Annotated in this window: 17 protein-coding genes; 13 read left to right on the top strand and 4 right to left on the bottom strand. The window is 43.9% G+C overall.

What is annotated here, in order from left to right; genetic code table 11:
• The first annotated feature begins 274 nt into the window (after positions 1-274).
• The 4 genes from rpmB (at position 275) to mutM (ending at position 2,148) form a co-directional block, all read left to right on the top strand.
• On the top strand, positions 275-511 hold the full coding sequence (rpmB, locus tag ACGHAV_RS09140; protein WP_012516576.1) for a 50S ribosomal protein L28: 237 nt from the start codon (positions 275-277) through the stop codon (positions 509-511).
• A gap of 11 nt (positions 512-522) precedes the next feature.
• Positions 523-678, top strand: coding sequence for a 50S ribosomal protein L33 (gene rpmG, locus ACGHAV_RS09145; RefSeq protein WP_013786148.1), 156 nt, complete (start codon positions 523-525; stop codon positions 676-678).
• 195 nt (positions 679-873) lie between these two features.
• Positions 874-1,338: a hypothetical protein gene (locus ACGHAV_RS09150; protein ID WP_390379396.1), complete on the top strand. Its 465-nt coding sequence runs from the start codon at positions 874-876 to the stop codon at positions 1,336-1,338.
• Positions 1,339-2,148, top strand: coding sequence for a bifunctional DNA-formamidopyrimidine glycosylase/DNA-(apurinic or apyrimidinic site) lyase (gene mutM / locus ACGHAV_RS09155; RefSeq protein ID WP_390379399.1), 810 nt, complete (start codon positions 1,339-1,341; stop codon positions 2,146-2,148).
• A gap of 37 nt (positions 2,149-2,185) precedes the next feature.
• On the opposite strand, the gene coaD is transcribed toward mutM, so the two are convergent.
• Together coaD and ACGHAV_RS09165 are read right to left on the bottom strand one after the other, a co-directional pair.
• Complete coding sequence (gene coaD, locus ACGHAV_RS09160) at positions 2,186-2,674, bottom strand: pantetheine-phosphate adenylyltransferase (RefSeq protein WP_334014714.1); 489 nt, start codon at positions 2,672-2,674, stop codon at positions 2,186-2,188.
• Positions 2,675-2,787: 113 nt separating this feature from the next.
• Positions 2,788-3,504, bottom strand: a complete 717-nt coding sequence (locus ACGHAV_RS09165; RefSeq protein ID WP_390379403.1) for a 3-deoxy-D-manno-octulosonic acid kinase — start codon at positions 3,502-3,504, stop codon at positions 2,788-2,790.
• Between the two features lie 608 nt (positions 3,505-4,112).
• On the opposite strand from ACGHAV_RS09165, the gene ACGHAV_RS09170 reads away from it, so the two are divergent.
• The 7 genes from ACGHAV_RS09170 (at position 4,113) to glpG (ending at position 11,898) form a co-directional block, all read left to right on the top strand.
• Positions 4,113-4,586, top strand: a complete 474-nt coding sequence (locus tag ACGHAV_RS09170) for a hypothetical protein (RefSeq protein ID WP_390379406.1) — start codon at positions 4,113-4,115, stop codon at positions 4,584-4,586.
• On the top strand, positions 4,583-5,758 hold the full coding sequence (locus tag ACGHAV_RS09175; RefSeq protein WP_390379409.1) for a hypothetical protein: 1,176 nt from the start codon (positions 4,583-4,585) through the stop codon (positions 5,756-5,758). The genes ACGHAV_RS09170 and ACGHAV_RS09175 overlap by 4 nt, the downstream gene beginning before the upstream one ends.
• A gap of 10 nt (positions 5,759-5,768) precedes the next feature.
• Positions 5,769-8,213 (top strand): putative bifunctional diguanylate cyclase/phosphodiesterase, encoded by a 2,445-nt coding sequence (locus tag ACGHAV_RS09180; RefSeq protein ID WP_390379412.1) that lies wholly within the window; start codon positions 5,769-5,771, stop codon positions 8,211-8,213.
• A 147-nt stretch (positions 8,214-8,360) separates the two neighbouring features.
• Positions 8,361-9,557, top strand: coding sequence for a glycine C-acetyltransferase (locus ACGHAV_RS09185; RefSeq protein ID WP_334014709.1), 1,197 nt, complete (start codon positions 8,361-8,363; stop codon positions 9,555-9,557).
• Positions 9,554-10,579, top strand: coding sequence for an L-threonine 3-dehydrogenase (gene tdh, locus ACGHAV_RS09190; RefSeq protein ID WP_390379415.1), 1,026 nt, complete (start codon positions 9,554-9,556; stop codon positions 10,577-10,579). Before ACGHAV_RS09185 ends, tdh begins: the two co-directional genes overlap by 4 nt.
• Positions 10,579-10,890 (top strand): thiosulfate sulfurtransferase GlpE, encoded by a 312-nt coding sequence (gene glpE / locus ACGHAV_RS09195; RefSeq protein WP_334014707.1) that lies wholly within the window; start codon positions 10,579-10,581, stop codon positions 10,888-10,890. Before tdh ends, glpE begins: the two co-directional genes overlap by 1 nt.
• Positions 10,891-11,025: 135 nt before the next feature.
• Positions 11,026-11,898 carry a rhomboid family intramembrane serine protease GlpG gene (gene glpG / locus ACGHAV_RS09200; protein WP_390379419.1) on the top strand — a complete coding sequence of 291 codons (873 nt, stop codon included), beginning with the start codon at positions 11,026-11,028 and terminating at the stop codon, positions 11,896-11,898.
• Positions 11,899-11,942: 44 nt separating this feature from the next.
• Here the strand turns inward: glpG and ACGHAV_RS09205 are convergent, their stop codons facing one another.
• Entirely contained in the window at positions 11,943-12,356 is a 414-nt protein-coding gene (locus tag ACGHAV_RS09205) for a flagellar basal body-associated protein FliL (protein WP_390379422.1), read from the bottom strand.
• A 184-nt stretch (positions 12,357-12,540) separates the two neighbouring features.
• Between ACGHAV_RS09205 and ACGHAV_RS09210 the strand changes: the two genes are divergently transcribed.
• Together ACGHAV_RS09210 and ubiA are read left to right on the top strand one after the other, a co-directional pair.
• Entirely contained in the window at positions 12,541-13,134 is a 594-nt protein-coding gene (locus tag ACGHAV_RS09210) for a chorismate--pyruvate lyase family protein (protein ID WP_390379425.1), read from the top strand.
• Positions 13,131-13,991 (top strand): 4-hydroxybenzoate octaprenyltransferase, encoded by an 861-nt coding sequence (ubiA, locus tag ACGHAV_RS09215; protein WP_390379428.1) that lies wholly within the window; start codon positions 13,131-13,133, stop codon positions 13,989-13,991. Before ACGHAV_RS09210 ends, ubiA begins: the two co-directional genes overlap by 4 nt.
• 91 nt (positions 13,992-14,082) lie before the next feature.
• Here ubiA and ACGHAV_RS09220 read toward each other — a convergent pair whose 3' ends face one another.
• Positions 14,083-14,334, bottom strand: a complete 252-nt coding sequence (locus ACGHAV_RS09220; RefSeq protein ID WP_334014700.1) for an accessory factor UbiK family protein — start codon at positions 14,332-14,334, stop codon at positions 14,083-14,085.
• Between the last annotated feature and the right edge of the window lie 92 nt (positions 14,335-14,426).

Below are 14,426 nucleotides of genomic sequence, written 5' to 3' on the forward strand. Positions count from 1 at the left end.
GACCTTGGCCTGAGTATGTTTAATATTTTTGCATTCAAAGCTAAAAACTAAGCGCGCTTACGTATATAATGTCGCGAAATGGTGAGCGTGCTAATTTTTTGAGCATAAAACAGCTAAAAAGTAACCTTTTTGTAGTTTCTTATTGAAATGATCCTGCCTTTGCTGTATAAAATGCGCCCTCTAATTTATAGTAATACGTCATTTGACCCAACGACTGTTTGAGCGCTTGGGATTATCTGACGCGACAGTTATCGTTGTTCTGGAGACAAATACAATGTCAAGAGTATGCCAAGTAACAGGTAAGCGTCCAACGGTTGGTAATAACCGTTCACACGCACGAAATGCGACTCGTCGTCGCTTTTTACCAAACCTTCAAACACACCGTTTTTGGGTTGAGAGCGAAAGCCGTTTTGTAAAACTACGTTTGTCTGCTAAAGGCATGCGTATCATCGATAAGAAAGGTATTGATTCAGTACTTACTGATATCCGTGCCCGTGGTGAGAAAATCTAAGGAAGCCGACAATGCGTGATAAAATTAAACTAGTTTCTTCAGCAGGTACAGGTTTCTTCTACACTACTGATAAGAACAAGCGTAACATGCCTGGCAAAATGGAGATCAAAAAGTTTGATCCTGTTGTGCGTAAGCACGTTATGTTCAAAGAGGCAAAAATCAAGTAAAGCCCTTTTAGAAAGAGCACTTGCTTTTGTCTCCACGAAAACCCGGCCTTTGCCGGGTTTTTTGCGTTATATGCATTGTGTAGAATTATTGCTGCTTCGCGCTTAAAACCATGCTGGTGGCCAAATAAGCGTTAGCATCTGCCTACACCAGCCTTTATGATAGTGGCATCAGTTAATAATCCTTAAGGCTAAAATGTGGCGAGACTTTCACAACGAGCCATGAATAATGTCGTGATCATTGCAATGTTGATCATGATCGCGCTCTTTAACCTTGAGAGCTTCACATCTTCTCCTGAAGCACCGGCTCAAAGAATGCTGCTGCCCCAAGATGCCTATGTGTTGAAAATAGAGCATGATGGCAATGCACTCGAGCGCACAGGTCAGCAATGGCGACAGCGAAGCAACAACAAGGTACTGGGTATTACACCAGACAGACAATTTTCTGAATGGCAGCGCGCTATACTGGTGCCTACCAATGAAGTACCAGAAGATGTGGTATCGCAACAGCCGCTTATTGTTGTGGTATGGGTTGCGGGCAACACCAATGGGTTGGTTTATGCCTTTTATCCAAGTGCTACTATGACAGTAGTAAATGTCGACAATAATTGGTACACGCTGTCGAATGCGAAGCTAGAAAATTTATTACCGTGGAACACATAAATGCCCGAGTTACCAGAAGTTGAAGTAAGCCGTCTAGGGGTATCACCGCATTTAATTGGCAACACCATCGAGCGAATCATAGTGCGCGAACGCCGTATGCGATGGCCTATTCCTGATGAAGTGGCTACCGCGCAAGGCCACAAGGTCATCGCAGTAAAACGCCGCGCTAAGTATCTGCTTATTGAAACCTCAGTGGGTACCCTGGTGATGCATTTAGGTATGTCTGGCAAGCTAAGAGTTATTGATGCAAACACGCCAGTGATAAAGCACGACCACGTTGATATTGTGCTTGATACAGGGAAATGTCTGCGCTTTAACGATCCAAGACGTTTTGGTGCAGTATTATGGCAAGCGCCAAATGAAGCCCTGCCACTTATGCAGAACCTTGGTCCTGAACCATTAACTGATGCATTTGACGACAAACGCTTATTCACGCTTTCTCGAAACCGTAAAAGCCCCGTTAAGAATTTCATCATGGACAATGCTATTGTAGTGGGAGTAGGCAACATTTACGCTAACGAAGCATTGTTTTTGGCTGGTATCGATCCGCGTCGTCAAGCAGGAAATATCAGTGCAGCACGCTACAAAGCGCTAACTGCAAGAATAAAACAAGTATTGGCTAAAGCCATTGAGCAGGGTGGTACTACGTTAAAAGACTTTGCGCAAACTGACGGCAAGCCAGGGTATTTTGCACAGCATTTAAATGTATATGGTAGAGCAGGTGAGCCTTGCGAGGTATGTGAAAAAGAAATTCAAAGTAAGGTTATCGGGCAGCGAAACACGTTTTTCTGCACTCACTGCCAGCGATAACTTATTTGTGCTTATTGGCTATACCTTTTCGTGTAGCCTATCTCTTCTCATTAAGCCTATTTTGTAGGGCTTGCTCCACCACAGGGTGGCAAAACCCGCTAACCGCGCCTCTATGAAGCGCCACTTCTTTAACCAGCGTGGAAGATATAAAAGAGTTTTCTTCAGCTGGTGTTAAAAACACGCTTTCTAATTTAGGATTTAAGCGCCTATTCATATTGGCTAGCTGAAATTCATATTCAAAATCTGACACTGCGCGTAAGCCGCGAATGAGAATGGTCGCGTTTTGTTGGTCAGCAAAGTCGGCTAGCAAGCCCGTAAAACCCACTACTTCTACATTAGGTAAGTCGGCTGTTACCTGCTTAATCATTTCAACCCGCTCTTCTAACGTAAATAACGGCTTCTTGCTGGGGTTAGAAGCAATGGCCACTATAACGTGAGAAAAAAGCTGTGAGGCGCGTTCGATTAGGTCTGCATGACCATTTGTAATAGGATCGAAAGTACCAGGATAAAGTGCTCGTGTATGCATAGGGTTGTATCTTTTGGTTATGACGCTGTTTTTGATTCAACAGCATGTAATGTAACACACTGGCATAATATACCAATGACGGCTAAATCAAGGCCAAATGAAGGCTAGTCAGCTTATTCGCCATTGTAGCCCTCAAGGCAATATTTCCAGTCCTCGTCACTCCAGTGAAAAATAGTGTTTTTGGTCTTTTCTTTATGAAGCGATCTTAGTAAACGATCGACATTGCTCTGTTTCCAGCTTTCACCTGTGCGCTTCTCACATCTATCAAAGTCGATCAGCCATATATTGCGTTTGTCGTCCATCATAATATTGCGAATATTGGCGTCGTGATGGTGCACCTGACATTTATGCATTTTCGACAACGCTTTGCCTATATGTCGCCAATCGTCTGCTGACAAGGCAGACTCACATAAAATATGATGCAGATCGCGGCTATTGGGAATCGCTTTTGTAATGAGGTCGCCTCTATAGATTGCACCTCTACGATGGATTCTAGCTGCAACTGGTTCAGGTACACGAAGGCCTTTTTCACGCATATATTCAAGTAAACGAAACTCTTTAAATGGCCTAGACTTTTCTACGCCAGTAAAAAAGTATTGGTCGCTAAGCAGTTTGCCTATCAACCCGCCTCGATTGAAGTGGCGTAATACCCATTGATGCGTTTCGTGCGTGATAAAAAGGGTGGTACCGCGGCCTTTGGCTTTACCCGTTACTTTGTTCTGCGCTTGCCATAAATTGGGATCGAACAAATCCTCGTTTGGGTTATCAACCACAGTGTCGTCGAAAATAAAATGATGCCCAGCACCGATGTCTCGTCGTATTGTCGCCATGTTGCCCACAACGTAGAGTAAATTTCACATTCTAATGATTTATTTTAGTTTTTCAGCAAACACAGAGCGCTAGTATAAAAAAGATTTGCTTAGCTCACTTATTGGTACTGATCGATGTTCACGATGCGCCTCTCTGTGGTGTTAATTATTTTTGATTAGTCGCTGTAAAAGGCATAGCTGTTAGAAAAGTTAGGTTCTAGAAAAGGCAGCAACTTGTTAAGCATGTCATTATTTCATCAGGCGCCTGCTAAACATAAAAAAGTGGGTCGCTGCTGCAATACAGAAGTATTACTAAATATAACCAAAAACAGAGGCTTGCCATGATATTTTGTATAATGTTTGACGTGTTGGGTCAAAAAACTACAGCTGCTGAAATAGCATTTTCTACCGCTGTTATATAAGAATTCTGTAGCCTAATCCGCGAAGCTAATTTACCAAGTTGCTAAAAAACGAAACTACGGAGTGGAAAAAATTTCCATGATGTCGAAAAAACGTACTGTGATTAAATTTGTACGTTAATTTACTTCTCGGTAAGGTAAAACCTCTAACTTTTATCTACACTTAACACTGTGCAGTGTTCCTCCGAGAAAACAGGGAGTCGTTACTAAATGAATAAGCCCGCTTTGCGATGGCTGGCTACTGGGTTTGAATACGCCACTTTTCTTAAAGTTCTGCTTTTACTAGCAGCACTCGCCTTCTGCGTGCCTAAAGCAAATGCGTCAGACCTTAACGTCATGGTAAATGAAAGCGTAATGCTTTCTGCGCTTAATCGTACAGAACTTCGACAAATTTTTACCGGCCATCGCCAATATTGGAGCGATGGCACCAAAATTACAGTATTTGTACTGCAAGATAATGACGAACTGCATAAACAGTTCTGTCGTGAAATTCTACAAATGTTCCCATATCAATTATCTCGCCTCTGGGACCAAATAACTTATTCCGGTCAAGGTGTTACACCAATACGCGTATCTTCCTACGAAGAATTAGTAGAGGCGCTTGAGGGCACAAAAGGTGCCATTGGTTATATAGGTAGCGATGAAATTGTGAAGCTGCGACGCGTAGAGGTAAATGAATCATGAGAACAAAAATAACAATCGCGTTGTGCATGCTTAGCGGGGCTGTAAATGCCGCCCAATCAGACTTCTCTTGGCATGGTTATGTATCGCAAGGCATTACACAGTCGCAAGGCAGCTCTTTCATTACCGACAACGATGCTGTTACCGCTGAACTTACTGAAATTGGCTTGAATGGATACTATCGTCTGGCTGAAAACATTTCTATTGCCGGGCAAGTTAACTACTTAGACGGCGGTAATCGCTTCGAGCAAGGTACGCGTTTAGATTACCTCTTTATTGATTGGAAAATTCCAGAGCTGGCATTTGGTTGGAAAGCGCAAGTGCATATCGGTCGCTATAAAAATCGCCATTGGCTTTATTCTGTGACTCGCGACGTTCCTCAAACTCGATATACATCTGTACTTCCTCAATCAGTGTATTTTGATGGTTTTCGAGATGTGGCGTTAGGCAGTAACGGTATTCAAACCAGTTTTTCTCACTTCTCAACAAACAATATTTGGGAAGTAAATTGGAGTTACGGACGCTCTGCTATTAACGACTCTCAGCGCGATTTTTTGTTGGGTAATGAAGCGAGAGGCAAAATAAAGCAAGAGTTTGTTCACCAAGCAAGCGTGTTCTGGCAGCCGTCCAGTATGAAGTGGAAGCTTGGCGCAAGCTGGCTGAACTCCGATTTTACCTATTCCCCGGCTCAGCAAGATAATCGTCTAGCAGGTAACTCTAACGTCGAGCGTATTATGCTTACCGCCCAGTACTTTGCTGAAAATTGGGAAATCTCAAGTGAGCTTTTGCGGGAAACACAAGATAACGAAGGGTTGTTCGCGCCTAACTTCGCAAGGAAGACTCGTGGCGAAGGTGGTTTTGTACAAGTTCGATACATCTTTAACAGCGAGTTTAGCGGCCTAATTGGTTACGATACTTATGTGAGCGACGAGTCTGATCCAGACGGCAAAAAGCTAGAAGCTATGTCTGGCGGTACTATCCCCGCTTACTTTGGTTATCAAGACACTGTAACGCTAGGGGCGCGCTGGGATATTGCGCCAAAATGGCGTTTGCAAGGCGAATATCACTGGGTTGAGGGTGCAACGCGAGTAGTAAGTTTGCTAAACAACAACGTCGCGTCTCACGCTGATAAAAGGTGGGAAATGTGGTCTTTACAATTGATGTATAAGTTCTAGGGGCGCCCTTATGAAGGTAAGGGTTTCATTTACCACTAAAACTATCGTTCTTCTGTTGGCGATGGTGCTTACTGTTAGTGTAGTTATCTCTGCTGTACTGATTAAAGAGTCGGAAGCAAGGCTATTACTGCAACAAAAAGAAAGTCAGGTAAACAATCAGCGTCGAGTGCAACTTTTCCAAGAAATATTGCACAATCGAATGATTACGCTGATTGACGTTGTCAGTCACAGTACATCTACACAGCTAAACGATCTTAATTCACTACAAGAAACATTAAATGGGCTTAGTGAATACTTAGCGCTTAATTTTCAAGTCGATAAACTCTATTTGTTCGATGAAAACGGTCTACGCAATATAACGTCATCACAGCCCGATAGTACCGTTACAAAGCTTGTCAATGTTACGCGCGTAACATTTGATAGTCGCTCTGTTATGGCATGTGACTCTATTTGTACTCATTACATTTCTATTCCTGTTATGTCTGCTGACGAAGTGGTACCCGTTATCGTGGTATCCACCTCAATGCGCGAGCTATTATCGTTATTTAGCCGAGCAACTGATGTGCATAAGGTTGCAGTGGTGCAGCCTAGAGAAACGTCGTTGGGACGTTTCGAGCTTTCTATTGCAAGTCAGCTTTCTGCGGCTAATCGTGCTTACATGGAAGATTTGTTCAATGAACTTCCCCAAAATTGGCGTATTGATGATTTAGTCATTAGAGGCGTAAATGCGAAGCTTGGCGAACAACAACTTCTTGTAAGTTTGTTGCCATTTAATAATACAGAAGGCGATACACCTTATCTGCTCATTGTGCAGGACATTTCTACAATGGTTGCGCAAAACAAGCAGTATCAGTACATCGTAATTTCATCTGCCGTCGTTCTGTTTGTTGTGTTTTCGTTGCTTCTGTATTTGTTTTTAAACCAATACCGAACACGATTATTAAACGTCAGCGAGCGTTTGCCGATGTTGGCAGAGCATAAGTTCAGCGAGTTCTACGCCAGTGCGGCGAAGCAACGAAAGTCTCCATTATTTAACGCCACCGACGAGCTAGATGTGGTTGAAGATGCGGCCAATAATTTAGCGCGACAGCTCGAAAGCTTCGATGGTCAAATGGCAATTAATACCGCTAAACTAGAAAAAATGGCGATGTTCGACACGCTAACCGGCCTTCCAAACCGCAATATGCTTACTTTCCAAATAGAAAAGCAATTAGCGGGCTCGATGCGGGATGACAAGCTCGTCGCGCTGATGTTTATGGATTTAGATGACTTTAAAAAAGTAAACGATAGCCACGGTCACGAAGTCGGGGACAAGCTGTTAAAAGCTGCCGCAATGCGAATATCAAAACCTATTCGAGAAACCGATATTGCATCTCGATTCGGTGGCGATGAGTTTGTGGTGTTGCTATCGAATATTGAAAATAAAAAGCAGGTGGACATTGTTGCTCAAAAGCTTATCGATGAATTTGAATCTCCTATCATCGTAGATGGCATCACGTTTTATGTGTCTATTAGTATTGGTATTGCTATTACCAGCCACTCGCGTGCTACACCAATCGATTTGCTAAGGCATGCCGATATTGCTATGTATGAGGCGAAAGCGAAGAAAGGTGCTGAATACCGCGTTTACGATGCCACTATGAACCTTAAGGTAATGCAGAAAGTTGAACTTGAGGCCGAGGCACGTGAAGCGATGCGCGAAAATCAATTTAGTTTAGCGTTACAGCCTCAAGTGCACATGCATACAGGTAAACTTATTGGTTTTGAGGCACTGCTTCGTTGGCATCATCCCACAAAAGGGCATATCTCACCTGCAGACTTCATACCGTTACTTGAAAGCACATCGTTTATGCTTGAACTCGATTACTGGGTAGTCGCAAGGTCAACATCTTTAATTCGTGAACTTAAAAACAGCGGTTATGGCGATGTAAAAATGGCGATTAACCTGTCCGCAGGTCAATTCTTAGATCCAAGCTTGCCTGAGTTTTTACAACAACAAATTATAAAAAATGACATCTCACCTAATCAGATATGTTTAGAACTTACCGAAACCGTATTGGTGTCTGATATAGAGCGCGCTATGGATATTATGCGAAATATTCGTGATATGGGATGCCTTATCGCCATTGACGATTTTGGTACGGGCTATTCATCGTTGAGTTATCTTAAATCGTTGCCTGCCGACTATATCAAGATAGACCGTTCTTTTGTTGCACATATCACTAGCAGTTCAGATGACAGAAACATCGTGCACTCTACTATCTCAATGGTACGTAATATGGGAATGCAGGTGGTTGCTGAAGGGATAGAAACAACTGAACAGTACGAGTTACTTTGTCATTTCGACTGTCATATTGGTCAGGGGTATCTTATTAGTCGTCCTATTCCAGAGGTAAATATTTGGGATGTACTCTGCGATAAGGTGTCTCAGGGCGTCTGGAAAGAGTCGGCGTAATTGGGTTATAGCAACCATGAAACCCCTAAGTGTGCTGAATAATTTACAGCATTAATCGATGAACCCATTAAATACACCGTAATGGTGTATACCCTGCAATGCGCTTTTATTAAAATACACTTTTTATACCTACACTCGGAGAATGGCATGTCTGCGGCATTTATTACGCATTTGCAATCGCAAATTGAAGCCACTAAACAAGATGGTTTGTACAAAAAAGAGCGCGTTATTACGTCTCAACAACAAGCAGATATTGGTGTGTCTAATGGCGACCACGTTATTAATTTTTGCGCAAACAACTATCTTGGTTTAGCCAATAACGACAGTTTAATTGACGCAGCCAAACAAGGTTTAGACAGCCACGGCTTTGGTGTTGCATCAGTGCGCTTCATCTGCGGCACGCAAGACATCCACAAAGAGCTAGAGTCATCAATCAGTGATTTCCTTGGCACTGAAGACACCATTTTGTATCCATCGTGCTTTGACGCTAACGGTGGTCTATTCGAAACCCTGCTTGGTCCGGAAGATGCCATTATTTCTGATGCGCTCAACCATGCCAGTATCATTGACGGCGTGCGCTTATCTAAGGCAAAGCGCTATCGCTACGCCAATAACGACATGGTTGCGCTAGAAGAGCAGCTTAAACAAGCCAATGCAGACGGTGCCCGCTTCAAAATCATTGCAACGGATGGTGTATTCTCAATGGACGGTGTTATTGCCGACCTTGCCTCCATCTGCGACCTAGCTGACAAATACGATGCCATGGTAATGGTAGACGACTGCCATGCTACTGGATTCTTAGGCGAGAATGGCCGCGGAAGCCACGAATATTGTGGTGTAATGGGGCGTGTAGATATTATTACTGGTACGCTGGGTAAAGCACTTGGTGGCGCGTCTGGCGGTTACACGTCAGGTAAAAAAGAAGTGGTTGAATGGCTGCGTCAGCGCTCTCGTCCATACCTTTTTTCAAACTCAGTTGCGCCACCTATTGTGTCTGCGTCAATTAAAGTGTTTGAAATGATGAAAGACGGTGACGCGTTACGTGCACAGCTTTGGCGCAACGCTAATCACTTCCGTACCCGTATGGAAGAGGCTGGCTTTACACTAGCGGGTAAAGATCACGCTATTATTCCTGTGATGTTAGGTGATGCGCGTTTAGCAAGCGAGATGGCAGATAAACTACTCGAGAAAGGCATTTACGTTATTGGCTTTTCTTACCCAGTGGTTCCAAAAGGTCAGGCACGTATCCGCACGCAAATGTCTGCAGGGCACTCGCTTGAGCACGTTGACAAAGCCATCGATGCATTCATTGAAGTAGGTCGTGAAATGGGAGTTATTTCATGAAGTCGTTGGTAAAAGCCAAGGCCGAAAAAGGCATTTGGCTACAAGATACGCCAAAGCCGGAAGTAGGGCATAACGACCTGCTAATAAAAATTCGCAAGACCGCTATTTGCGGCACCGACATGCACATTTACAACTGGGATGAATGGTCACAAAAAACCATTCCTGTGCCAATGGTTGTAGGTCACGAGTATGTAGGCGAAGTAGTTGGCATGGGCCAGGAAGTGAAAGGCTTCAATGTGGGCGATCGGGTATCTGGTGAAGGTCATATTACTTGTGGACATTGCCGTAACTGTCGCGCGGGTCGTGTTCACTTGTGCCGTAACACAGAAGGTGTAGGTGTAAACCGTCCGGGTGCTTTTGCTGAATATTTAGTTATTCCTGCGTTCAACGCCTTTAAAATACCCGACAATATCAGTGATGAATTAGCATCTATTTTCGACCCGTTTGGCAACGCAGTGCATACAGCACTAAGTTTCGATTTAGTGGGGGAAGACGTGCTTATTACTGGCGCTGGCCCTATTGGTATTATGGCTGCAGCGGTGGCTAAGCACGTAGGTGCCCGACACGTGGTTGTAACCGATATTAATCCATACCGTTTAGAACTAGCTAAGAAAATGGGTGCTACACGTGCGGTAGACGTTAGCAAAGAAGATCTAAAAGACGTCATGAACGAGCTTGGAATGACCGAGGGTTTCGACGTTGGTTTAGAAATGTCGGGTGTGCCAGTGGCACTTCGCGGTATGCTTAACAAAATGAACCACGGCGGCAAAGTAGCAATGCTGGGTATTCCTCCGCAAGACGTTGCTATTGATTGGAACCAAGTGATATTCAAAGGCCTTGTGATCAAAGGTATTTACGGTCGTGAAATGTTTGAAACCTGGTATAAAATGGCAAGCTTGCTACAAAGCGGCTTAGATTTATCGCCTATCATTACCCACACCTTTTCTATTGATGACTATCAAAAAGGGTTTGATACCATGGGCTCTGGGCAATCAGGTAAAGTTATTCTGGACTGGCAATAATGACAACATTCTCACACATTAGCGTGCAAGACGTAGCAAGCTTTGAAGGTGAAGTTACTATTGTAGATATTCGCGATCCGCAGTCTTTTGCAAACGGCCATATGCCAAATGCAGCGCCGCTTAATAACGACAACTTCGCTGCGTTTGTCGAGCAAGCACCTAAAAATACCCCTGTAGTGGTAGTGTGCTATCACGGCGTTAGCAGCCAGCAAGCTGCACAGGTCATTGCTCAGCAAGGTTTTGAAACCGTTTACAGCATGGATGGTGGCTTTGAAGCGTGGCGACAAGCAAATCCAGTGGTAACTGAATAAAAAGTTTAATTAGGCACAAGAACAGTGCCAGCTAAACGCAAAATAAAGGTGCTTTAAACGCACCTTTATTTTTATGTAGAAGTAACTTCTATTACACTTCAAATTCACTCGTTACAAAAAAGGTATGTACCGTTCATGGGTCAACCGCTTATCGCCTTCAATCAACAAAGCGCAGCGCATCTGCTCGCCAACTATTTAACCAGTCAAGGTTTGCCCGCCTCAGTAACAAGCAGCAGCCAACGTAATGAGTTTATTGTAGTGTTGGCAAACGCTGGACATAGACAGCAGGCACAGCAAATTGCAGAAGATTTTTTAGCAAATCCACAGCACCCTAAATATCAACAAGCAGCGTGGGATAAAGGGCAGAATGTTGACTTAGCGCCATCCGAATCAGCCTTCTCTATTCAAAACGTGGTCAGTGATGCCATCAAAGCCCCGTTTACGTCGGCCGTATTTTTACTTTGCGTTGTTGTCTACGTTCTTTCGTTTTTGGGGTTGTTTGGCCCTATAGCACAACAATTACTTATGCAGCCGTTGGGCACAGTTGCACAAACCAATGAATGGTGGCGTTTGCTTGGGCCAGCTTTTATTCACTTCTCGGCACTACATATTATCTTTAACCTTCTGTGGTGGAGTATGTTGGGCGCTAAAATAGAGCGCACCTTTGGCGTTAGTATGTTGTTTATTGTGTTTATGGTGTCTGCCATTGTGTCGAATATGGCGCAGTCATTCTTTACTCAACCTGTTCAGGGCAACCTTTTATTATTCGGTGGTTTGTCTGGGGTGGTATATGCCGTAATGGGTTTTGTATGGTGGTGCGGGTGGTTGCGCCCAAGTTGGGGGGTGTCGCTTCCTAATTCTATTGTCGGCTTTATGTTAGTGTGGCTTGTGCTTGGTTATGCCGACATTTTGTGGGTAAGCATGGCCAATGCAGCACATACGGCAGGGCTGTTCTCTGGGTGTTTATTCGCGGCTCTGCTTAGCTTAGGGTCAAAAAAAGCGAGGTAAAACCTCGCTTTTAAAAGTGCATAAGCTAAAAGATTATTTAAGGCTTAATCGCCTTGATACAAATATTTGGTGAAAATAACGTTCTTAATAACTTCAGCACCAGTTTCTTGCTTCATGTGATCTTGAAGTGCTTTTAAAATAGCGCGGCGAATGTCCTCACGCCCTGTAAGCGACTTCACTTTTTCCGAGGGCTGTTGCCCAAATATTTCAATGGCCGTCGCTCGCAACAGCGGCATGTGGTGCTCGGCAATCTCCAATTGACTAACATCCATCATTAGCTCAACAGAAACACGCACATAGCCAAGCTTTCTTGCGCTTTCACTAATGTAGTTAGTAACAATTTCTGGCTCTAAACCAATGTAAGCATAGTTTGCTTTTTCTTGTGCATGTACTGCATGAACGCCAGAAAAAACGAAACAAAGAACAATAAAACCGCGTGTTAATAAAGTCTTAAGCATGGTGAAAACCAGTTACCTAATAAGAATATGAGATCTATTGAGTAGTGTAGCAAAACTCAGTTCAAACGCACTAGTGTAAAAGTTGTAGCCTATGAAAATACACACGGCTTAAATAGCAACGCGCAAAGATACCGAAAAAAAACCATGATATGATATTAACAGTTTAATAATACGAGCTTTTCACGTGAGTTTTAACGCCGCCTTTCCTGTTGGGCTAGATGTACAATGGCAAACGCCACAACAACTTCCCGTCGGTAACGCACATTTAAAGAATTGGCTGTTAGATACGGGGTCGCTAACTGAACGCGTGCAGGCATTAAGCCGTAAGTTTTCACTAGAACTACTAGGGCAAAAAGCCTTAATGCCACACAACAGTGAATTACAGTTGCTTGAATGTAACAACAGCGTGTGTGATGACTGCGTTAATGAAAAGTCGTATCAAATCCGTGAAATATTATTATGCAATAACGGCCAGCCTTGGGTGTTTGCTCGCTCTGTTATTCCTCAAGTGATCATCGATGCAGAGCTTTCCAATTTAGGCAAAGAACCATTGGGTAAACGGTTATTCAACGATGCCCGCTTTAAACGCTCCGACTTTGAAATTACCTCAATGCCTGCAAGCCAATTTGGATATGCGCAAACGCAAAATAAAGAAAGTATGTTGTGGGGGCGACGCTCCCGCTTTACTTTAGATAACCACAGTATGATAGTGGCAGAGGTGTTTCTGCCTAATTCACCAGCCTACAGCACAATGCCAAGCAGCGAGAACCTATTATGAAGTCGCCACAGTGGAACGCCTATGCACGCCTAATGCGTTTAGATAAGCCGGTAGGTATTTATTTATTACTATGGCCAACACTGTGGGCACTGCTTATGGCGGGGCAAGGTTTTCCACCTTTAGATATCAGCATTATTTTTGTTGCCGGCGTAATTGTTATGCGTTCAGCTGGCTGTGTAATTAACGACTATGCCGACAGGAAGGTAGACGGTAGCGTAAAGCGCACCGCTCAGCGCCCACTAGCTACCGGTGAAGTAACTGCCAAGCAGGCACTTCAACTTTTCGCGGCTCTCATTGCCATGGCGTTTGTGTTGGTGTTATTTCTAAACTGGCAAACTATTGCTTTGTCGGTAGTGGCTTTACTGCTGGCATCGTCTTACCCCTTTATGAAGCGTTATACGCATTTACCGCAGGTGGTGTTAGGTGCCGCATTTGGCTGGGCAATACCCATGGCCTTTATGGCTGTGCTAGAAACTGTGCCTACTTATGCATGGTTGCTGTTTGTTGCTAATCTTCTATGGACGGTCGCTTACGACACTATGTATGCCATGGTAGACCGCGACGACGACCTTCAAATAGGCGTGAAGTCTACCGCTATATTGTTTGGTAAAAACGATGTGCTTATTGTTATGTCGCTTCAAGCGCTGGCGCTTGGTATATTGGCCTGCATAGGCGTTGCCATAAACGCCACATGGCCTTACTACGCGGCTATCGCCTTTTCGGCGCTTCTGTGCGTACGTCAATACCAGCTTATCAAGCGCAGACAACGCGAAGGGTGCTTTACCGCCTTTCTTGAAAATCATTATGTTGGCTTATCTATTACTATAGGTACTGCACTTCATTTTTACTTGGTGTAGCTGTACCAATACAGCGGGTAAAAAAAAGCGCCTAAAAGGCGCCTCTCATAATTCTTTTAGTAATTTCTTAACTCGTTCTGAGGTAATAGCCTTACTTCTCTTCAAGCTTAGCTTCCAACTCAGAAATGCGGCTTTCCATAGCATCAAGCTTTTCGCGCGTGCGAATTAGTACTTGGCTTTGAATATCAAACTCTTCGCGCGTTACTAGGTCTAGTTTTGATAGCTGCGACTGCAGTACCGTTTTAGCGCGGCCTTCTACTTCTTCGGCCATATTTTTTACGCCAGGAGGAATGGCGTCGGCAATTTGTTTTGCTAATTCTTCGAGTTTCTTCGGATCCAACATGGAATTCCCTTATAATGCGCGGCTCAAGATAAAAGCTATTCTATCGGTATCGACACGACATGCAATGAAAACCGTGTGTAGGCCAATATGTA

This window comes from Alteromonas sp. MTD1 (assembly GCF_042848195.1).
Classification (GTDB): domain Bacteria; phylum Pseudomonadota; class Gammaproteobacteria; order Enterobacterales; family Alteromonadaceae; genus Alteromonas.

What these genes read in the sequence shown, in the direction of transcription:
- rpmB (WP_012516576.1), top strand. Translation starts at nt 275, where the DNA reads ATGTCAAGAGTATGCCAAGTAACAGGTAAGCGTCCAACGGTTGGTAAT.
- rpmG (WP_013786148.1), top strand. Translation starts at nt 523, where the DNA reads ATGCGTGATAAAATTAAACTAGTTTCTTCAGCAGGTACAGGTTTCTTC.
- mutM (WP_390379399.1), top strand. Translation starts at nt 1,339, where the DNA reads ATGCCCGAGTTACCAGAAGTTGAAGTAAGCCGTCTAGGGGTATCACCG.
- coaD (WP_334014714.1), bottom strand. Translation starts at nt 2,674, where the DNA reads ATGCATACACGAGCACTTTATCCTGGTACTTTCGATCCTATTACAAAT.
- ACGHAV_RS09165 (WP_390379403.1), bottom strand. Translation starts at nt 3,504, where the DNA reads ATGGCGACAATACGACGAGACATCGGTGCTGGGCATCATTTTATTTTC.
- ACGHAV_RS09170 (WP_390379406.1), top strand. Translation starts at nt 4,113, where the DNA reads ATGAATAAGCCCGCTTTGCGATGGCTGGCTACTGGGTTTGAATACGCC.
- ACGHAV_RS09175 (WP_390379409.1), top strand. Translation starts at nt 4,583, where the DNA reads ATGAGAACAAAAATAACAATCGCGTTGTGCATGCTTAGCGGGGCTGTA.
- ACGHAV_RS09180 (WP_390379412.1), top strand. Translation starts at nt 5,769, where the DNA reads ATGAAGGTAAGGGTTTCATTTACCACTAAAACTATCGTTCTTCTGTTG.
- ACGHAV_RS09185 (WP_334014709.1), top strand. Translation starts at nt 8,361, where the DNA reads ATGTCTGCGGCATTTATTACGCATTTGCAATCGCAAATTGAAGCCACT.
- tdh (WP_390379415.1), top strand. Translation starts at nt 9,554, where the DNA reads ATGAAGTCGTTGGTAAAAGCCAAGGCCGAAAAAGGCATTTGGCTACAA.
- glpE (WP_334014707.1), top strand. Translation starts at nt 10,579, where the DNA reads ATGACAACATTCTCACACATTAGCGTGCAAGACGTAGCAAGCTTTGAA.
- glpG (WP_390379419.1), top strand. Translation starts at nt 11,026, where the DNA reads ATGGGTCAACCGCTTATCGCCTTCAATCAACAAAGCGCAGCGCATCTG.
- ACGHAV_RS09205 (WP_390379422.1), bottom strand. Translation starts at nt 12,356, where the DNA reads ATGCTTAAGACTTTATTAACACGCGGTTTTATTGTTCTTTGTTTCGTT.
- ubiA (WP_390379428.1), top strand. Translation starts at nt 13,131, where the DNA reads ATGAAGTCGCCACAGTGGAACGCCTATGCACGCCTAATGCGTTTAGAT.
- ACGHAV_RS09220 (WP_334014700.1), bottom strand. Translation starts at nt 14,334, where the DNA reads ATGTTGGATCCGAAGAAACTCGAAGAATTAGCAAAACAAATTGCCGAC.